Below are 18,987 nucleotides of genomic sequence, written 5' to 3'. Positions count from 1 at the left end.
CCCATGACCGAGCACATCGTCAAAGCCTATGGCGACGAACTGGACCAGCTGACCGCCGAGGTCGCCCGCATGGGCGGCCTGGCCGAGGCCCAGGTCGCCGACGCCGTGGAATCCGTCGCCCGCCGCGACATCGCCCTGGGCCGCTCCGTGGTCGAGCGCGACGCCCGCCTGGACGCCATGCACCGCGACATCGAGAAGAAGGCCATCCGCCTGATCGCCCTGCGCCAGCCGGTCGCCTCGGACCTGCGCCGCACCCTGTCGGCGATGAAGCTGGCCACCGATCTGGAACGCACCGGCGACCTGGCCAAGAACATCGCCAAGCGCGGCCTGATCCTCGCCGAGGGCGAGCCGATGCAGCCCCTGACCCGGTCGATCGAACGGATGGGCAAGCTCGTCTCCATGCGTCTGCGCGACGTCCTCGACGCCTATGCCGCCGCCGAGGTGGAGCGGGCCATCGCCGTCTGGAACACCGACGACGAGGTCGACGAGCACTACAACAGCCTGTTCCGCGAGCTGCTGACCTACATGATGGGCGACCCGCGCATGATCGGCGCCTGCACCCACCTGCTGTTCATGGCCAAGAACCTCGAGCGCATCGGCGACCACGCCACCAACATCGCCGAGACCATCTACTACGAAGTCACGGGACAGGAGTTCACGGGCGAGCGCCCGCGCTGGACTCCCGCGCCCGGCGACGGCCCCGCCATCCCCTGACCTGACCGGGAGATCACGACGTGCAGCCCTATGTTCTGGTGATGGAAGACGAGGACGCGCTGGCCACGCTCGTCCAGTACAACCTCGAGAAGGAAGGCTACCGGGTCGTCGTCGCCTCCGACGGCGAGGAGGGCATGCTGCAGATCGAGGAGCGGATGCCCGACCTGGTGCTGCTCGACTGGATGCTGCCCAAGCTGTCCGGGATCGAGGTGTGCCGGCGCATCCGCGGCAAGGCCGAGACCCGCAACCTGCCGGTCATCATGGTCACCGCCCGCGCCGAGGAGACCGACCGCGTGCGCGGTCTCGACACCGGCGCTGACGACTACATGACCAAGCCCTTCTCGATGGTCGAGCTGAACGCCCGCATCCGCGCCGTTCTGCGCCGCATCCGTCCGGGCCTGGCCGACGACCGGCTGAACCACGGCGACATCGTCATCGATCGCGTCGCCCACCGCGTCCGCCGCGCCGGTCAGGAGATCCACCTCGGCCCGACCGAGTTCCGCCTGCTCGACCACCTGATGCAGCACCCCGGCCGCGTCTTCAGCCGCGAGCAGCTGCTCGACGCCGTCTGGGGCTCCGATGTCTATGTCGAGGCCCGCACCGTCGACGTCCACGTCGGTCGCCTGCGCAAGGCCCTGAACATCGAAGGCACGGTCAATCCGATCCGCACGGTGCGCTCGGCGGGCTATTCGCTGGACCTGGGGGGCTAGAGCCCCGCGTTCCGCGCCGCCCGCCTGGCTGCGGACGGAACGACTCCAGGCTGAGCCGATTGTTCCTGCCTGGCCTGCAGGACCCCGACGCCCATGCGCACCGGTAGCGAGACGACCGAGCCCCATCCGATCAAGGCCAACATCGTCCTGATCGGCGCCCTGGTCGCCAATCTGGGCATCGCCGTCGCCAAATTCGTCGCCGCCGCCATCAGCGGCTCCTCCTCGATGCTGACCGAGGGCATCCACTCCCTCGTGGACAGCGGCAACCAGGTGCTGCTGCTCTACGGCCAGCACCGGGCCAAACGCCCGCCCGACGCCCTCCATCCGTTCGGCTACGGCCGCGAGCTGTATTTCTGGGCCTTCGTGGTGGCGATCCTGATCTTCGCGGTCGGGGCCGGGGTGTCGATCTACGAGGGCTGGCGTCACATCCGCGAGCCCGAGCCCCTGCGCGACCCGCTGATCAACTACATCGTCCTGGCAGTCGCCATGCTGCTGGAGGGGACCTCGTGGGCCATCGCCGTCCGGAAGTTCGACCGCGAGCGGCAGGGCGCCGGCTGGTGGCGCGCCGTGCGCCGCTCCAAGGACCCGACCACCTTCATCGTGCTGTTCGAGGACAGCGCGGCCCTGCTCGGGCTGATCATCGCAGCCCTCGGCGTCTGGGCCAGCCACGCCCTCGGCGATCCGCGCATCGACGGGCTGGCCTCCATCGGCATCGGCGTGATCCTCGCCCTGGTGGCGCTGCTGCTGGCTCGGGAATCCAAGGGCCTGCTGATCGGCGAAAGCGCCGACCCGGATCTGCTCGCCGGGGTGTGGAGCGTGCTGGACGACTATCCGGCCATCACCTCGGTCAACCACGTGCGCACCGTCCACACCTCGCCCGAGGTGGTGTTCGTGGCGATAAGCGCCGACTTCGACGACAGCCTGCCGATGGGCGACGCCGAACGGCTGATCGAGCGCATCGAGGCGGACCTGAGCGCCCGCTTTCCGCAACTGACCTCGATCTACGTCCGGCCGGAAAGCGCGGAATGCGCCGTCCGCCACCCGCGCCCGGTTCTTCGCCCTGTCTAGCTGAAGGTCGCGGCCGGAGAGGCCTTCGGATCGGGACCGAAGCGGTTGTCGCCGCGCTGGCCGTCCGTCACGCCGATCCAAAGCAGGAAGCCGAACCCGACCAGCAGCATCACGCCGAACAGGCCCATGGCCGGGGCGATCAGGGCGAAGATCGCCGCCGGATCCTCGTTCTCGAGCGCCGAGGCGTTCATGAAGGCGCTGGCGCCGATCATCATGACGGCCGCAATCGAACCGACGATGCCGACCACATAGGGAATGGCGGCGAGCCAGCCCGAATGGCCCATGTCATGGAGGCGCTTCACGGTGATCGCCAGGTTCGGCCAGATCAGCGCGATGGAGAGGAAGAAGCCGAGTATCGGGATCCAGCCGAACACGACGCCGAGACCCAGGCAGACCAGCCAGCCGATCCAGAAATGGGAGCGCCGCGTGCGGCCCTCGAACGAAAAGAACAGCTGCTTCCAGTCGAAGCCCTGAACCTGACTGGGCGATTCCATGGTCATGCGATCCTCCCCTGATCAGCGATTGGACGCCGGAGCATGACGGACCCTATGGGGCTTCGCAAGCCGGCGTTACGGCGGACCGGACCACAATTCCGCCTTGGTGTCCGGTCCAGCTATGCAACCTTACATAGGGAGGCCTGACGAATGATCGCCATGGTCATGGCGGCGGCGTTGTCCGCGGCCCCCGGGTGCGAACCGCCGCCCGGAACGGAGGCGCTGCTGGCGATGGACCGGCGATTCATCATCGTTGGCGAGGATCACGGGACAGAGGAAATCCCCGCCGCCTTCGCCAGGATCGTCTGCGCCGCGGCTGCACAGGGCCCGGTCATTGTAGCGCTGGAACTGGCCGACGTGATGCAACCCCGGCTGGACGCTTTCCTCGAGGCGCCGGACGACGCCTCGGCGGCCGCAGCCCTGCACGACACGCCCTTCTGGAACCTGCGAATCCAGGACGGCCGCTCCAGCGCAGCCATGCTGGACATGATGCAGTCCGTGCGGCGCCTCAAGGCCGACGGGCACGACGTCTCGTTCAGCGCCTTCCGGCCTTCGGATCGCCGCGTCGAAGGCTTCGACCAGAACTACGACGAACTCGAAATGGCGGTCCGGCTGGCGCGAGCGGCGAAGACGCGGCCCCGGGCGCGCGTGCTTGTGCTGGTCGGGGACTTCCACGCCATGAAGGCGCGCATTCCTGGCGACGATCTCCTGGGCGCCGCCGCCCTTCTGCCCCCGGCGGACGTCGTCAGCCTCGAAGTCGCCCAGCAGGGCGGTCAGTCATGGAGTTGCGTGGCCGATCGGTGCGGACCGCGCGACATCGCCCCGGCCTACCCTCGCCCCGATGAACGCGGCATCGTTCTGCGACCCTCGGAAGACGGGCTCTATGACGGCGTGCTTGCGCTGGGCCCCCTGACGCCGTCGCCGCCCGCGGCCCAGGTTCAGCCGGCCGCGATCTCTTCCGGCTCCAGTTCGTAGACCGTCGCGCAGTATTCGCAGGTCACCCGGATCTTGCCGTCCGGCTCGACCATCTCCGCGCGCTCCTCCGGCCCGAACGAGGCCAGCACGGCGCCGATGCGCTCCTTCGAACAGCGGCACACGGCCTGCAGGACCCGGGCGTCCTCAAGCCGCACGCCGTCCTCGTGGAACAGGCGGAACAGCAGGGTCTCGGGCGAGATGGTGGGATCGATCAGCTCGTCATCACCGAGGGTCTGGAACAGGGCCCGCGACCGGTCCCAGGCCTCCTCGGTCGAGCCGCGCGCCGCGTCGCCGGCGATCAGCTGGATCAGCGCCCCGCCGGCCCGCCACGCCGTGCCGCCATCGGTGGTCACGGCCCCGACGGCCAGCCGGACGCGGGTCGGGATCTGCTCGGACTGCTGGAAATAGTGTTCGGCGGCCAGCGACAGGCTCTCGCCCTCGATCGGGGTGATGCCCTGGGTGCGCTCGAAGTCCGGGCCGCGGTCCAGGGTCATGACGAACAGGCCCTCGCCCAGCAGGGTGCGGGCGCCCGGACGGGCGAAGCCGTGCGAGACGGCGGCCACCTCCTCGGGATCGAAGCGGCAGTAGCCGCGCAGATGGCCCTGGGTGTCGTAATCGGCCACCACATAGCGAACCGGGCCGTCGCCCTGCGCCTGGACGATCAGCCGGCCTTCGAACTTCAGGCTGGAGCCGATCAGGGCGGCCAGGGCGCAGGCCTCGCCCAGCAGGGCGGCGACCGGCTCCGGATAGGCGTGGGCCGACAGGATGGCGTCGATGGCGTCCCCCAGCCGGACGAGGCGGCCGCGCACCGGCCAGCCCTCGATCTGGAAGGCGGCGGCGATGTTGTCAGCGGAAGGCGCGGCGGCGGGCGCGTGATCGGTCACGGCGGTCCTCGAAGGGGGCGGTTGTGCGGAAGCGCCGCAAGATAGGCGCCCGTATCGCAGATGGTAAGGGCAGCGTGCTAGAGCAGGAACCGGCGGGGTCGCGGCCCCGTTCCCCAAGGCCCTTCCAGACCCCATCCAGCCGGCGGTTTCATGACCAAAGCGACGCTCAAGCCCCTGAACCAGCAGGCCATAGTGGTCACTGGCGCGACCTCGGGAATCGGCCTGGCGGTGGCGCGGCGGGCGGCGCGGGCGGGGGCCTGCGTGTTCCTGATCGCGCGCGGCGAAAGCGATCTGAAGGCGCTGACGGAAGAGCTTCAGGCCACCGGGGCGCGGGCGGCCTGGGCCGTGGCCGACGTCGCAGACCACGACGCCCTCGCCGAGGCGGCCGAAAAATGCGTGCGGCTGTTCGGCGGTTTCGACACCTGGATCAACAACGCCGGCGTGTCGATCTTCGGCGCCATCCGCGAGACGTCGCTGGAGGACCAGCGCCGGCTGTTCGAGACCAACTACTGGGGCGTGGTCAACGGCTCGCTGGTCGCCGCGAAGCACCTGCGCGAGCGGCCCGGCGGCGGGGCGATCATCAACGTCGGCTCGATCCTTTCAGACGCGCCGATCCCGATCCAGGGCGTCTATTCGGCCTCCAAACACGCGGTGAAGGGCTTCACCAACGCCCTGCGCATGGAGCTGATGCGCGAACAGGCGCCGGTCACCGTCAGCCTGGTCAAGCCCGGGGCCATCGACACGCCCTACAACAGGCACGCCCGCAACCTGACCGGCCAGGCGATGCACAATCCCCAGCCGGTCTATGCGACCCATGTGGTGGCCGACACCATCCTGTACTGCGCCGCCCATCCGATCCGGGAGATCACCGTCGGTGGCGGCAGCCGGCTGATCGCCAGTTTCTATTCCGCCCTGCCGGGCCTCGCGGAACCTCTTTTCGCGCGGTTCGCTCCTAGCCTGATGCGGGACAGGAGTTCCGCCTGGCAACCGGACGAGGACGGGCTGTACGACCCGACCGACGACGGTCTCGACGAAGAGGTCTACTATCCCATGGTTCGACAGTTCTCCGCCCTGGCCGAGGTTCGCAAGCATCCCGGCATCGCCGCCGGCGTCGTCGCCATCCTCGCCGGCGTTGGCCTGGCCACCCTGCTGCTGAACCAGCGCACCGGCCCCACCCGGCTGGAAAGCCTGCGCGGCCGGATCAGTCCGCGCCGCTGGGTCGACACGGACGGGCTGCGCACCCGTTTCGACGATCTGGCCGAGACGGTGCGGCGCGGCGTCAGCGAAGCCGGCGAACGCGCCGCCGAGTTCGGCGACGAGGCCGGCCACCGCTCGCGGCGCTTCCTTCACGACACCCGCCATACCTCGCGCAAGGCGCTGAAGAAGCACGGCAAGCGGGCGCGTCACTACGCCTCCGAAGCGGGAACCTACGCCCGCGAGCACGCGAAGGAAGGCGGGGCGATTCTCGCCCTGGCCACGATCGCGGCCGCGGTGGGCGCGGCGGCGCTCGACGCCCGGCGGCCCGACAGCAGGCTGCGCAGCCTCGGACGCTTCTGACTCTCGTCGGAATCCGACGGAACGGCCTGCGGCGTGTGCGCCGGTCGGCCTCAAGGGCGCGGCCGGCGTCTTCGTGCCGGTGATGCCCCGCTCTCAAGGAGTTCCGGTCGCTGTGCTGGCAATCCGCGAATCTATAGTCGGATTGCGCGGAAAACCTGCGGCGACTTCAATCACATCGCCTTTTCTCGAGCCCATCTGCCCGCCCGGGCCGACAGCGGGCGCATAATGCCGCTCGTCCTGTCGCGAGGGCAGGCGCCGGTCTTTGACAATCGCATCTCCGCCGCACCGCCCGAGGCGCGCCGATGCCGACTCTGCCGACTCCGCCCCCGCTGTTCCGCTGCAATTCTGCAGACTCTGCCGACGCTGACACTCCGTCGTTGCGGATTTCACCCGGGTGAAAAGTGGCCATTGCTGCATCTGCGAAGGTGAGCCAAGCTCGACGCCATGGCTGACGCGATCTGGGTTTTCGATTTCGACTCCACGCTCGTCGACTTCGAGACGCTGGAGCTTCTCGCCGGGATCGCCCTCGAGGACCGGCCCGACGCCGCCGCTGTCCGGCTCGAGATCGAACGGCTGACGGATCTCGCCATGGCCGGCGAGATCCCCTTCGCCGAGGCCCTGAAGCGCCGCCTCGCCCTGCTGCCCCTGACCCGCGGCCATATCGACCAGCTGGCGCGGGACGCCATCCGCCGCCTGACCCCCTCGGTGGAGCGGAACCGGACCTTCTTCCGCAACCACGCCGACCGGCTGGTCATCGTCTCCGGCGGCTTCCGCGAGATCATCGCGGGCGTCGCCGACAGCCTCGGCGTTCCGCCCGACCGGGTCGTCGCCAACGACCTCGTCTACGATGGCGAGCGGGTCGCCGGCGTCGCCGACAGCCCCCTGCTCGCCCCGTTCGGCAAGGCCGAGGCGCTGAAAGGCCTCTCCCTGCCCCGCCCGGTCGTCATGGTCGGCGACGGCTGGACCGACGCCGAGGTGAAGCAGGCCGGCGTGGCCGACCGCTTCTACGCCTTCACCGAGGTGGTCCGCCGCGAGCGGGCGGTCGCCGCCGCCGACGCCGAGGTCCGCTCGATCGACGAACTGCTGCATCTGGAGGGCCTGTCCGGCCGCTGGTCGTATCCACGCAGCCGGATGCGGATGCTGCTGCTGGAAGCCATCCACCCCGCGGCCGTCGAACGGCTGGAAAGCGCCGGCTATCAGGTCGAGACGGTCAAGGAGGCCCTGGGCGAGGACGCCCTGATCGAGCGCATCAAGGGCGTGCACGTGCTGGGCGTCCGCTCCAGAACCCAGGTCAGCGCCCGCGTCCTCGACGCCGCCGACAAGCTGATGGCGGTCGCCGCCTTCTGCATCGGCACCAATCAGATCGACCTCGAGGCCGCCGCTGAGCGGGGCGTGGCGGTGTTCAACGCCCCCTGGTCCAACACCCGCTCGGTGGTCGAGCTGGCGATCGGCCTGGCCATCGCCCTGCTCAGGGACGTGACCGACAAGTCCGCCGCCATGCACCGGGGGGAATGGAACAAGTCCGCCACGGGCTCGCGCGAGCTGCGCGGCAAGACCCTGGGCATCGTCGGCTACGGCGCCATCGGCTCCCAGCTCTCGGTGCTGGCCGAGGCGCTGGGCATGCGGGTCGTCTTCCACGACCTGACCGAGCGGCTGGCGCTGGGCAATGCGCGCCGCATGCCGTCGCTGGACGCCCTTCTGGGCGAGAGCGACGTGGTCAGCCTGCACGTCGACGGCCGGGCCGACAACGCCGCCCTGATCGGCGCGGCCGAACTGTCGCGGATGAAGCCGGGAGCGCTGCTGCTGAACCTGTCGCGAGGCCACGTCGTCGACGTCGGCGCCCTGGCCCAGGCGCTGGGCTCGGGCCGGATCGGCGGGGCGGCCCTCGACGTCTTTCCGGACGAGCCGGCGACCAACGCCGATCCGTTCGACAGCCCCCTGCGTGGCCTGAAGAACGTCATCCTCACCCCGCACATCGGCGGCTCGACCGAGGAGGCCCAGGAAGCCATCGCCGAGTTCGCCGCCGAACGGCTGCTGGGCTATCTGAACCGGGGCGACACCACCTTCTGCGTCAACCTGCCGAACGTGCAGCTGGCCGAGGTGTCGGGCGCGCACCGCATCCTGCACATCCACCGCAACCAGCCCGGCGTTCTGGCCGAGCTGAACCGCGCCCTCGCCGCGGCCGGGCTGAACATCCTCGGCCAGCACCTGAAGACCGACGAGCGCACCGGCTATGTCATCACCGACGTCGACCGCGACTACGATCCGGCCGCGCTGAAGGCGTTGCGGAGTGTGGCCGGGACGCTGCGCTTCCGGATGCTGCACTGAAAGCTTCCCCGGCGGCATCTTGCGCACCGCGAAAACGGGAGCAGAGTGCTCGCAACGGTCGCATGATGACGACCGAGGGAGGATCATCGATGTCTCGTTTCCTGCGCAACGCGGCGGCCGCCGCGCTGACCGTCGCCGCCATCGGCGCATTCGCATCCACCGCCAGCGCCCAGAGCTATGGCCGTCTGGTCGTGTTCGGCGACAGCCTCAGCGACAACGGCAACCTCTACGCCATCAGCGGTCAGCCGACGTCCCCACCCTATTTCCAGGGCCGGTTCTCCAACGGCCCGGTGTTCACCGAACTGCTGGGCTTCAACGCGGGCCGCTACACCGCGGGCGCGCCGGTGACCGGCAGCGTCAACTACGCCTTCGGCGGCGCGCGCACCGACAACGCCGCCCTGCCGCCCGGCATGCGCAACCAGCTGCTGGCCTATACCGGCGGCGGCGGAACCTTCGGAGCCAACGACCTGGTCAGCGTTCTCGGCGGCGCCAACAACCTGTTCCAGCAACTTACCGCCTTCGCCGTTCTGCCGCCGGCCCAGCAGGCCGTGACCAACCCGCAGTCCTTCGTACAGCCCACCGCCCTGGCCGCCGCCGCGGACATCAACTTCATCGTCAACTCGGTCGCCGGCGCCGGCGCCGGCACGGTGCTGGTTTCCAACCTGCCGCGTCTGGGCATCACGCCCCAGTTCAACCAGGGCTCGGGCGCGCCGCTCGGCCCGCTGGCCGACTTCGCCGGGACCACCTTCAACTCGGCTCTGTCCGCCGGCCTGTTCACGGTCGCCGCCAACAATCCGGACAGCAACATCATCCTGATGGACCTGTACAAGATCAGCGACACCCTGGCGGGCAGTCCGGGCCTCTTCGGGCTCACCAACGCCCGCGACGCCTGCTTCAACCAGGTCACCCTGACCGTCTGCTCCAACCCCGACAGTTACCTGTACTGGGACAGCGTCCACCCGACGGCCGCCGGGCACCGGCTGATCGCGGCGCTGGCCAACGACTACCTCTACTACGGCGACCTCGGCGCCCAATCGGCGGTCCAGGCCGAAACAGGCTTCCGCCAGCGCGAGGACCTGCTGGATCTCGCCAGCGAGGGTCTGTCGGCGCGCGGCGCGTGGGAGCCCGGCACCCATGTGACGTTCGGGGCGCTCTACGACAGTGTCGAAACTGACGCCCGCGGCGTCGTGGCCGCCGCCGAGGCGACCGGCTGGGGCGGGCGGGTCGGCCTCGACCATGTCATGTCAGGCTCCGCGCGCTTCGGCCTGGCGGGCACCTTCCGCACGGCCGAGGTCGAAGCCGGGCTGATGGACTTCGACGTCCAAACCTATGCCTTCGACATCTACGCCGGCTGGCGTTCCGGCGGCATGTTCGTCAACGCCACCGTCGGCGGCTCGATTGACCACTACGACGACATCACCCGCGTCACCTCGCTGGCCCCGGTCGTTCACAGCGGCGAGACCGACGGCGGCAGCCTTGGCGCCCGCCTGCAGGCCGGGACCTGGTTCGAGATGGGCGGCATCGCCCTCTCCCCCCGCGCCGCCCTCAACTTCGTCTCGACCGACGTCAACGGCTACGTCGAACAGGGCATCGCCGCCCAGTACGAATACGAGGACCGCACGGTGCAGGCGGCCAGCGGCGAAATCTCGCTGCGGGCCGAGGGCGGCGGAAACGGGACGAATTTCTGGATCGAGGGCGGCTATCGCGACACCTTCGGCGACAGCAGCGACGCCGTCCGGGTCGGCATCGCCGGCAACCCCGCACAGGTCCTCGAGCGCGACATCGAAGACCCGTTCGGCGGTTCGATGATCGCCTCGGCCGGACTTGAGGCCGACGTCGGCCCCGGTACGGTTTCGTTCGGCTACCGCGGCCGCTTCGGCGACGCGGCGGACAGTCACGTCGGGGCCATCACCTTCCGCCTGCCGCTCCAGTAGGCGCGGAGAATCTCCAATCGGGCGCGCCGCCTTCGGGTGGCGCGCCTTTTTTGCGCGCATCGCTTTTTATTGATTTTGTAGGCCTTTCCACGGCTCCGCTGCGACCTCCTGTCGCCCTGACGGAACCTTTTTGGCCCCAAAGTCGCCCAGCCCGGCCCCTAGGAAGAGCTCCTCCCGGTCGCCGGCCGAGAGCGTCGCCTGTCGGGCGGCCCGTCGGCGCCTTCACTGCTCAATCGAGCCGCAAAGACGGAGCTGACGCCGCCCATGCGACGCCTGTTGCCGACCGTCCGGTCGTTCCTGTTCCATTCCGGCCAAGCCGCCGCGCTGACCTCGGTCGCCGTGCTGGCCATGGCCTTCGCCCCTGCCCCCGAACCCTATTACGCGCCTGCCGAAGCCGAGATGGCCGTGCCCGAGGCGCCCCCGGTGACCGCCGTCGCCCGGCCGGCCGGCGCGATGACCCGGCTGATCGCCTTCGTCGCGCCGCTGCGCGGCTACGCCATCAACTCGGCCTATGGCCTGCGCCGTCTCGCCAGTGAAGCGCGGGCCCGACAGCACAAGGGGGTCGACATCGCCGCCCCGCAGGGCACCAGCGTCTACGTCGCCTGCGAGGGCGAGGTGCTCCGCACCGGCTATGACGCCAAGGGCTACGGCCGTTTCATCGAGGTGCGCCACCCCAACGGGATGAGCACCCTGTACGCCCACCTGAGCCGCATCGATGTGGCGAGGGGCGACAAGGTCGCCGCGGACGAGCGCATCGGCCTGGTCGGCTCGACCGGCCGCTCCACCGGCCCGCACCTGCATTTCGAGGTCCGCCGCGACCACGCCCAGGTCAATCCGACCTCCGTGCTCGGCCAGGCGTTCGAAGTCGAGATCGATCCCGCCGCAGTCTAGAGCCGCTGCGGCCACGGTTTCTTCACCCCTTTCGCCGATGGTGTCCGGTCAGAAGGGGGCGACTTGGACCGGATCCTGTACTGCCTGACGATCGAGCACGACTGGCGCTGGACGCTGGCGGCCGCCGGGCTGTGCATTTTCGGCCTCGGGACGGCCTTCCGCCTGTTGGTCGAGGCCCGGAGCCTTCAGCGGGCGCGCCGGCGCGAGGTCGCGCTGCTCGGCGCCGTCGTCGGGGGCGTCGCGGCCTTCTCCACCCATTTCGTGGCCATGCAGGGCTATGACGCCGGCGGCGAGGTCCGCTACGACCTGCTGCTGACGCTGGCGTCGCTCGCCCTCTGCGTGGCCGGCGTCGCGCTCGGCTCCGTCGTCCTGATGATCAGGAGCAGCCGCCTGCACCGCGCGCTGGGCGGCATGGTCGGCCTGTCCGGCGTGGCCTCCATGCATTTCGTGGGCATCGCCGCCCTGGACCTGCCGGGACGGGTCATCGGCTGGGATCCCGTCCTTGCGGGAGCCGCCGTCGCGGGCGGTCTGATCATGGCCCTGGCCACCGGGGCCGTCGTCTACGGCAAGGGAACCGCACGCTTCGTGGCGACCTGCCTGTCCGGGGCGCTGGCGATCATCTTCCTTCATTTCACGGCCATGAGCGCCATGGCCGTCACGCCCGAGGCCGCGGGCGCCATCGCCGCGGCTGACGTGGGCCCCACCTTGTCCGCCTCGACGATGCTGGCGGTGCTGACCGTGATGGTGATGAGCATCGTGGCCGTCGCGGGCGCGGTCGCCTGGATGGGCTACTTCTCCCGCGCCAGCGCCCTGAACCAGATCCGGGAGGCCATCGACGCCATGCCCGACGGCCTGGCCTTCTTCGACGCGGACGACCGCCTGGTGCTGTGGAACAATCGCTATGACGAGGTGAATCCGGAGCTGTCGTCCAATCTCCAGGCCGGAATGACCTTCCGCGAAATCATCCAGATCGGGCTGGACGAGGGTCTCTACGCCGAAGCCAAGGGCCGCGAGACGGAATGGATCGCCGAGCGCATGGAATCGCGCCGCGCCCTGTCGGCGATGATGGAACAGCGCATCGCCGGCGACCGCTGGCTGCGCGTGGCCGACCGCCGCACGGCGGCCGGGGGCATCGTCACCGTCTGCACCGACATCACCGACCTGAAGAACGACGCGCGGGCGCTGGCCGAGGCGCGCGACGCCGCCCAGGCCGCCAACGCGGCCAAGAGCCAGTTCCTGGCCAATATGAGCCACGAGATCCGCACGCCCCTCAACGGCGTCATCGGCGTGGCCCAGGCGCTCGCCCACACCGGCCTGTCGGCGCAGCAGAGCGAGATGCTGGATCTGATCCACTCCTCGGGCCGTACGCTGCAGGTCCTGCTCAGCGACATCCTCGATCTGGCGCGGGTCGAGTCCGGCCGCCTGGAACTGTCGGAGGAGGCGTTCGACCTCGGCAGCGCCGTCCGTGACGCGGCCCGGCTCTACGAGGCGTCGGCGCGCGAAAAGGGGCTGCAGTTCTTCGTCGAGATCGCGCCCGAGGCGGACCGCTGGATCGCCGGCGACGTGGTGCGGCTGAAGCAGATCCTGACCAATCTGGTCTCCAACGCGGTCAAGTTCACCAGCGAGGGCTTCGTCAGCCTGACCGCCGCCACCGGCCCCGACCGGGACGGCGGACCGACCCTGCGATTCTCGGTCGAGGACACCGGGATCGGCTTCGACTGCGACACCCGCGAGCGGCTGTTCAGCCGCTTCGAACAGGCCGACGGGGCGATCACGCGCAAATTCGGCGGCTCGGGCCTGGGCCTGGCCATATCGCGGCAACTGGCCGAGATGATGGGCGGCGACCTCGACTGCGAGAGCGAGCCGGGCGGCGGATCCGCCTTCATCCTGACCGTGCCGCTGCGGGCCGCCGACGCGCCCGTGGTCTCCGTCGCGCCGCCGGCGGAGGACGAAACGGCCGAGCGCCGGACCACCCGGGTGCTGATGGCCGACGACCACCCGGTGAACCGCCGCGTGGTCGAGATGATCCTGGCCCAGGCCGACGTAGCCCTGACCTCGGTCGAGGACGGCGCCCAGGCGCTGCAGGCCATGCGCGACGCCGACTACGACCTGATCCTGATGGACATGCAGATGCCCGTGATGGACGGGCTGACCGCCACCCGCGAGATCCGGCTGCACGAGGCGGCGATGGGCCTGGAGCGGACGCCGATCGTCATGCTGACGGCCAACGCCCTGCCGGAACACATCGTCGCCGCCGAGGCCGCCGGCGCGGACCTGCATCTGGCCAAGCCGTTCGACGCCGCGGAGCTGCTGAACCTGATGGTCACCCTGCCCCAGGCGGCGGCCCGGTCGATCGCGGCCTGACGAACCCGCCTATTCGTAGCCGTGCGCGGCCTCGTTGATGACCTGCGAGGGCATCGACGAGAAATCCACGGCCACGGGGCGGGCGGCGCGCTGCTGGAAGGTCTTGATGACGTGCTCCAGCCGACGGCGCACCTCACGCTCGGCCTCGCTCCGGGTGTCGAGGTTCAGGGGGGCCAGGCAGAAGTCTATGATCGCCTGCGGTCGGGTCATGGGTTCCATGGGTCTTCTCCTGCTCATTCCGCCGCGACGAACTGCGCGGCCTCGGTGGATTGCTTCATCGCCGTGGTCGAAGACGTGCCATTCGAGATGACGGTGGCGACCTGATCGAAATAGCCGGTGCCGACCTCGCGCTGGTGGCGGGTGGCTGTGTAGCCGGCGGCCTCGTTGGCGAACTCGCGCTGCTGCAGCTCGGAATAGGCGGCCATGCCGCGGTCGCGGTAGCCGTCGGCCAGTTCGAACATCGAGTTGTTGAGGGCGTGGAAGCCGGCCAGCGTCACGAACTGGAATTTGTAGCCCATGGCCCCCAGCTCGCGCTGGAATTTGGCGATGGTGGCGTCGTCCAGCTTCGCCTTCCAATTGAACGACGGGGAGCAGTTGTAGGCCATCAGCTTGCCGGGGTGCTGCTTCTGGATCGCCTCGGCGAAGCGGCGGGCGTCGTCCAGATCGGGATGGGAGGTCTCCCACCACAGCACGTCGGCGTATCTGGCGTAGGCCAGGCCACGGGCGATGCAGTGGTCGAGGCCCGTGCCCTCCTTGAGCCGGAAGAAGCCTTCCGGGGTGCGATCGTCGCGCCGGATGAAGGGATGGTCCCGTTCGTCGATGTCCGAGGTGATCAGCTGGGCGCTCTCGGCGTCGGTTCGCGCCACGATCAGCGTCGGCGCGCCCATGACGTCGGCGGCGAGGCGGGCGGCGATGAGGTTGCGCTCATGCGCCTGGGTCGGGATCAACACCTTGCCGCCCAGGTGGCCGCATTTCTTCTCGGACGCCAGCTGGTCCTCGAAATGGACGCCGGCGGCGCCGGCCTCGATGAAGGCCTTCATGATCTCGAAGCTGTTCAAGGGCCCGCCGAAGCCGGCCTCCGCGTCGGCGACGATGGGCGCGAACCAGTCGCGCTTCGCCCCGCCCTCGGCATGCTCGATCTGGTCGGCGCGCTGCAGGGTGCGATTGATGCGGCGGCACAGCTCGGGCGCGGCGTTGGCCGGATACAGCGACTGGTCAGGGTACATGGCGCCGGCGGTGTTGGCGTCGGCGGCGACCTGCCAGCCGGACAGATAGATGGCCTTCAGCCCGGCGCGGACCATCTGCATGGCCTGGTTGCCGGTGACGGCGCCGAGCGCGTTGACGAACGGTTCGTCATGCAGCAGCTGCCACAGACGGTTGGCGCCCCGCTCGGCCAGGGTGTGGGTGATCGGCAGCGAGCCACGCAGGCGCAGCACATCCTCGGGCGAATAGGGCCGCTCGACGCCATCGAAACGGCCGGCGGGCGAAGGAACGAGGTCGGCGAAGGTGGACATGGTCGGGGTCTCTGCAAGTCGCGGCCGGTCCGCCACGGTGGCGTGGAGAGGAACACGCTACAGTCACGAATGACACTGCAGCCCCGCCAAATATCATGTCGTTTAGTCACATCATGACACTTGTTCTTAAGTCATTCTGTGACATCGTGCGGCGATGGAAGCGACCGCCGACCGCAAGCTGTTCCTGGGAGGCCGCCTCAAGCGGCTGCGGCGCGATCTGGCGCTGACCCAGACGGCGATGGCCGCCGACCTCGGCGTTTCCCCCAGCTATCTCAACCACATAGAACGCAACCAGCGGCCGGTCTCGGCCCAGCTCCTGCTGCGTCTGGCCGATACCTACGACGTCGATCTGCGCACCCTTGGCCAATCCGGCGGGCCGGCGACGGAGTCGGAACTGGCGGAAGCCTTTGCCGACCCGCTGTTCCAGGGCCTGCCGGTCCCGCGCCACGAGATCGTCCAGCTGGCGGAGGACCAGCCCGCCGCCGCCGACGCCCTGTTGCGCCTGTACCGGGCCTTCGCGGATCGGCGTGCCCGCGACCGGGCCGAGGCCGATATCGCCGGCGGCGCCGGCGACGAGACGCCCGCCGACCGGGTGCGGGACTATATCCAGGGGCGCCGCAACCACTTTCCCGAACTCGACGTCCTGGGTGAGGCGCTGGCTGAGGCGCTGGAGGCCGAAACGCCGGGAGAGCCGTTCGAGACCCGGGCCCGCGCCCGCCTGCTGTCACGACACGGCCTGGCCGTGCGGACCCTTCCGGCCGAGGTCATGGTCGAATGGACCCGCCGCTACGATCCTCATCGCAAGCGGCTGCTGCTGTCCGAGACGCTGGGCCCCTCGTCCCGCGCCTTCGCCCTGGCCTTCCAGCTGGCCCTGGCCGGGCACGACGCCGAACTGACCGCCCTGACCGAGGCCGCCACCCCGCCTGACGAGCCCACGCGGCGGCTGCTCAAGGTCTCACTGACCAACACCCTCGCCGCCGCCGTCCTGATGCCCTACGCCGCCTTCCAGCGCACGGCGGAACAGACCGGCTACGATCTGGCCCGGCTTCAGGCCCGGTTCGGCGTCTCGTTCGAGCAGGCGGCCCATCGCCTGACCACCCTGTCCCGCCCGACGGCGCGGGGCGTCCCCTTCTTCCTGATGCGCGTCGACCAGGCGGGCAACATCTCCAAGCGGTTCGCCTCGGGCGCCTTCCCCTTCTCGCGCTTCGGCGGAGCCTGTCCGCGCTGGCGGCTTCACAGCGCCTTCCGGACGCCGGGCCGGGTTGTCACCCAGATCATCGAGACCCCTGACGGCCAACGCTGGTTCACCCTCGCCCGCACGGTCGACCGGCAGGGGCATGACGCCTTCACCGAGGGGCACGACCTGGCCATCGGCCTGGGCTGCGAGCTGAAGCACGCCCACCGTCTGGTCTATGCGCGCGGCCTGGACCTCGGCGCGCCCGGGGTGACCCCCATCGGGCCGGCCTGCCGCCTGTGCCACCGCCATCCCTGCGCCGAGCGCGCCGCGCCCCCGGTAGACCGGCCCTTGACGGTGGACGACTGGTCGAAATCGGTCAGCCCCTATCCGTTCACGGGCCCCGCGCAGCCCGGCTGAATCAGGCGGCAGGTGGGGTCTGTTCGAGCGCCTCGTTGACGAAGGCGGCGAGATCGCTCTGGGCGAACGGCTTGGCCAGGCGAGGCGGGCCGACGCCGGCATTCGGCGCCTGGTCGGCATAGCCTGAGGTGATGATCACCGGCAGGTCCGGATGGCTGCGCCGCACCGCTTCTGCGAACTGGGAACCGGTCATGTTCGGCATGACCTCGTCGCTGATGATCAGGTCGATATCGGGCCGGCTGCGCAACACCTCCAGTCCCTCCTTGCCCGAGGACGCCACGATCACCTCGTGACCGAGGTCGTCCAGCATGGCGGCGGTGTTGGTCAGGACGAGGCTGTCGTCGTCGATGGCCAGGATCAGCAGCCGTCGCGCGGCCCCCGCCACGTCGTCGCCGACCGCCCCTTGCGTGGCCGCCGCGAGCTCGCCGCTGACCACAGGTAGCCAGAGTTCGGCCTGGGTGCCCGCTCCCGGTCGGCTGTTCAGTGTCAACCAGCCGCCGGACTGGCCTGCAAGACCGTGCACCATCGACAGCCCCAGTCCGGTGCCCTTGCCGACGCCCTTGGTGGTGAAGAAGGGCTCCGTGGCCCTGGCCAGGGTCGCCTCATCCATGCCCTCGCCGGTGTCCGCGACAATCAGCCGGACATAGTCTCCCGGCGCGAGCACGGAATGCTGGCGGAGTCTCTCGGGCCGGGCGCTGATGGTGATGGAGCCGCCGCGCGGCATGGCGTCACGCGCATTGACGGCGAGGTTCATCAGCGCCGCCTCCAGTTGGTACGGATCGGTGTGCACCCGGGGCAGCTCGCTTTGGAACCGCATGCTGACCTCGATGTTCGGGCCGATCGTCCGGTCGAGAAAACTCATCAGGCCGCGCACGAGAGACGGGACGTCGACCGCCTCCATCTTCAGCTCCTGCTTGCGGGCGAAGGCCAGCATGCGCTGGGTCAGAACCGCCCCGCGCTCGGCGCCCTGGATGGCGTTGTCGATCAGCGGCGTGATCCGCGGATCGTATGGGACCCGCTTTCTGACGAGTTCCAGGCTGCCCAGGACCGCCATCAGCAGGTTGTTGAAATCGTGAGCGATGCCGCCGGTTAGCTGCCCCACCGCCTCCATCTTCTGGGACTGGAACAGGGCCTCGCGCGCCTCCTCCAGGGCCCGCTGGGCCTCCATCCGCTCGGTGATGTCGCGCGTGATCTTGGTGAAGCCGATGATCTCGCCCTGGTCATTGCGGATCCGGTCGATCACCACGTGGGCCCAGAAGCGGCTCCCGTCCTTGCGTATCCGCCAGCCTTCCTTCTCGAACCGACCGGCCTCGGTGGCCGTCGCGAGCGCCTTGGCCGGTTCGCCGGCGGCCCGGTCTTCCTCGGTGTAGAAGCGCGAGAAATGCTCGCCGATGATCTCGGCCGGGACATAGCCCTTGATCCGGGCGGCGCCGGCGTTCCAGCTGTTCACCCGACCGGTCGGGTCCAGCATGTAGATGGCGTAGTCGGTCACGCCCTGCACCAGCAGCCGGAACTGCTCCTCGCTGCGGCGCAGGCTCTCCTCCGCCTTCTTCCGCTCGGTCAGGTCGCGGGTGATCTTGGCGAAACCAACCAGTTCCCCGGACGGCGCCAGCACGGGATCGATGATGACATGAGCCCAGAACCGCCCGCCGTCCTTGCGGACGCGCCAGCCCTCATGCTCGAAACGCCCCTCTTCCGTGGCGGTGCGCAGCGCCCGCTCCGGGAGGCCGGCCGCACGATCCTCCGCCGTGTAGAAGCGGGAGAAATGCTCGCCGAGAATCTCGGCTGGCCGATAGCCCTTGAACCGCTGGGCGCCGGCGTTCCAGCTGGTCACGAAGCCGTCGCGGTCCAGCATGTAGATGGCGTAGTCGGTGATGGCGTCGACCAGAAGCCGATACCGGTCGTCAACCTGAGGCAGCGTGTCCGTCACCTCTGCAGTATCCATGCATCCCGCCCCCGG

15 protein-coding genes and 1 pseudogene are annotated in these 18,987 nt (G+C 69.5%); 11 read left to right on the top strand and 5 right to left on the bottom strand.

What is annotated here, in order from left to right:
• Nucleotides 1-3: 3 nt before the first annotated feature.
• The 3 genes from phoU to VEA62_RS06780 all read left to right on the top strand — a co-directional run bounded on the left by phoU (nucleotide 4) and on the right by VEA62_RS06780 (nucleotide 2,492).
• On the top strand, nucleotides 4-714 hold the full coding sequence (gene phoU / locus VEA62_RS06790) for a phosphate signaling complex protein PhoU (RefSeq protein ID WP_324819904.1): 711 nt from the start codon (nucleotides 4-6) through the stop codon (nucleotides 712-714).
• Between the two features lie 20 nt (nucleotides 715-734).
• On the top strand, nucleotides 735-1,424 hold the full coding sequence (gene phoB / locus VEA62_RS06785) for a phosphate regulon transcriptional regulator PhoB (RefSeq protein ID WP_324819902.1): 690 nt from the start codon (nucleotides 735-737) through the stop codon (nucleotides 1,422-1,424).
• A 93-nt stretch (nucleotides 1,425-1,517) separates the two neighbouring features.
• The gene (locus VEA62_RS06780; protein ID WP_324819900.1) at nucleotides 1,518-2,492 is read left to right on the top strand and encodes a cation diffusion facilitator family transporter; all 975 of its coding nucleotides are present in this window, start codon (nucleotides 1,518-1,520) and stop codon (nucleotides 2,490-2,492) included.
• On the opposite strand, the gene VEA62_RS06775 is transcribed toward VEA62_RS06780, so the two are convergent.
• Complete coding sequence (locus tag VEA62_RS06775) at nucleotides 2,489-2,992, bottom strand: DUF805 domain-containing protein (RefSeq protein ID WP_324819898.1); 504 nt, start codon at nucleotides 2,990-2,992, stop codon at nucleotides 2,489-2,491. The two genes, VEA62_RS06780 and VEA62_RS06775, sit on opposite strands and share 4 nt — an antisense overlap.
• A 144-nt stretch (nucleotides 2,993-3,136) precedes the next feature.
• Between VEA62_RS06775 and VEA62_RS06770 the strand changes: the two genes are divergently transcribed.
• On the top strand, nucleotides 3,137-3,961 hold the full coding sequence (locus VEA62_RS06770) for a hypothetical protein (protein ID WP_324819896.1): 825 nt from the start codon (nucleotides 3,137-3,139) through the stop codon (nucleotides 3,959-3,961).
• Here VEA62_RS06770 and VEA62_RS06765 read toward each other — a convergent pair.
• Nucleotides 3,925-4,845 (bottom strand): Hsp33 family molecular chaperone, encoded by a 921-nt coding sequence (locus tag VEA62_RS06765; RefSeq protein ID WP_324819894.1) that lies wholly within the window; start codon nucleotides 4,843-4,845, stop codon nucleotides 3,925-3,927. The two genes, VEA62_RS06770 and VEA62_RS06765, sit on opposite strands and share 37 nt — an antisense overlap.
• A gap of 150 nt (nucleotides 4,846-4,995) precedes the next feature.
• Here VEA62_RS06765 and VEA62_RS06760 point away from each other — a divergent pair, with 150 nt between their 5' ends.
• The 6 genes and pseudogenes from VEA62_RS06760 (at nucleotide 4,996) to VEA62_RS06735 (ending at nucleotide 13,919) form a co-directional block, all read left to right on the top strand.
• Entirely contained in the window at nucleotides 4,996-6,402 is a 1,407-nt protein-coding gene (locus VEA62_RS06760) for an SDR family oxidoreductase (protein WP_324819892.1), read from the top strand.
• A 444-nt stretch (nucleotides 6,403-6,846) separates the two neighbouring features.
• Nucleotides 6,847-7,365 (top strand): annotated as a pseudogene (locus tag VEA62_RS06755) (HAD family hydrolase); the annotation flags it as partial.
• 135 nt (nucleotides 7,366-7,500) lie between these two features.
• Entirely contained in the window at nucleotides 7,501-8,730 is a 1,230-nt protein-coding gene (serA, locus tag VEA62_RS06750) for a phosphoglycerate dehydrogenase (protein WP_324820114.1), read from the top strand.
• Nucleotides 8,731-8,819: 89 nt separating this feature from the next.
• Nucleotides 8,820-10,664, top strand: a complete 1,845-nt coding sequence (locus tag VEA62_RS06745; RefSeq protein WP_324819890.1) for an autotransporter domain-containing protein — start codon at nucleotides 8,820-8,822, stop codon at nucleotides 10,662-10,664.
• Between the two features lie 264 nt (nucleotides 10,665-10,928).
• Nucleotides 10,929-11,555: a M23 family metallopeptidase gene (locus tag VEA62_RS06740; RefSeq protein ID WP_324819888.1), complete on the top strand. Its 627-nt coding sequence runs from the start codon at nucleotides 10,929-10,931 to the stop codon at nucleotides 11,553-11,555.
• Between the two features lie 63 nt (nucleotides 11,556-11,618).
• Entirely contained in the window at nucleotides 11,619-13,919 is a 2,301-nt protein-coding gene (locus VEA62_RS06735) for a hybrid sensor histidine kinase/response regulator (RefSeq protein ID WP_324819887.1), read from the top strand.
• Between the two features lie 9 nt (nucleotides 13,920-13,928).
• Here VEA62_RS06735 and VEA62_RS06730 read toward each other — a convergent pair whose 3' ends face one another.
• Both VEA62_RS06730 and aceA read right to left on the bottom strand, forming a co-directional pair.
• Entirely contained in the window at nucleotides 13,929-14,138 is a 210-nt protein-coding gene (locus VEA62_RS06730) for a hypothetical protein (RefSeq protein WP_324819886.1), read from the bottom strand.
• A gap of 14 nt (nucleotides 14,139-14,152) precedes the next feature.
• Entirely contained in the window at nucleotides 14,153-15,433 is a 1,281-nt protein-coding gene (gene aceA, locus VEA62_RS06725; protein WP_324819884.1) for an isocitrate lyase, read from the bottom strand.
• 154 nt (nucleotides 15,434-15,587) lie between these two features.
• Here aceA and VEA62_RS06720 point away from each other — a divergent pair, with 154 nt between their 5' ends.
• Nucleotides 15,588-17,027, top strand: coding sequence for a helix-turn-helix domain-containing protein (locus tag VEA62_RS06720; protein ID WP_324819882.1), 1,440 nt, complete (start codon nucleotides 15,588-15,590; stop codon nucleotides 17,025-17,027).
• A gap of 1 nt (nucleotide 17,028) precedes the next feature.
• Here the strand turns inward: VEA62_RS06720 and VEA62_RS06715 are convergent, their stop codons facing one another.
• Entirely contained in the window at nucleotides 17,029-18,957 is a 1,929-nt protein-coding gene (locus VEA62_RS06715) for a PAS domain S-box protein (RefSeq protein WP_324819880.1), read from the bottom strand.
• Nucleotides 18,958-18,987 lie beyond the last annotated feature (30 nt).

Source organism: Brevundimonas sp. (genome assembly GCF_035627475.1).
Classification (GTDB): Bacteria; Pseudomonadota; Alphaproteobacteria; order Caulobacterales; family Caulobacteraceae; genus Brevundimonas.
This window is presented reverse-complemented; position numbering and strand designations above follow the sequence as displayed.

Coding starts and splice junctions, on each gene's coding strand:
- phoU (WP_324819904.1), top strand. CDS start 4: ATGACCGAGCACATCGTCAAAGCCTATGGCGACGAACTGGACCAGCTG.
- VEA62_RS06730 (WP_324819886.1), bottom strand. CDS start 14,138: ATGGAACCCATGACCCGACCGCAGGCGATCATAGACTTCTGCCTGGCC.
- VEA62_RS06720 (WP_324819882.1), top strand. CDS start 15,588: ATGGAAGCGACCGCCGACCGCAAGCTGTTCCTGGGAGGCCGCCTCAAG.
- aceA (WP_324819884.1), bottom strand. CDS start 15,433: ATGTCCACCTTCGCCGACCTCGTTCCTTCGCCCGCCGGCCGTTTCGAT.
- VEA62_RS06745 (WP_324819890.1), top strand. CDS start 8,820: ATGTCTCGTTTCCTGCGCAACGCGGCGGCCGCCGCGCTGACCGTCGCC.
- VEA62_RS06775 (WP_324819898.1), bottom strand. CDS start 2,992: ATGACCATGGAATCGCCCAGTCAGGTTCAGGGCTTCGACTGGAAGCAG.
- VEA62_RS06760 (WP_324819892.1), top strand. CDS start 4,996: ATGACCAAAGCGACGCTCAAGCCCCTGAACCAGCAGGCCATAGTGGTC.
- VEA62_RS06780 (WP_324819900.1), top strand. CDS start 1,518: ATGCGCACCGGTAGCGAGACGACCGAGCCCCATCCGATCAAGGCCAAC.
- VEA62_RS06740 (WP_324819888.1), top strand. CDS start 10,929: ATGCGACGCCTGTTGCCGACCGTCCGGTCGTTCCTGTTCCATTCCGGC.
- VEA62_RS06770 (WP_324819896.1), top strand. CDS start 3,137: ATGATCGCCATGGTCATGGCGGCGGCGTTGTCCGCGGCCCCCGGGTGC.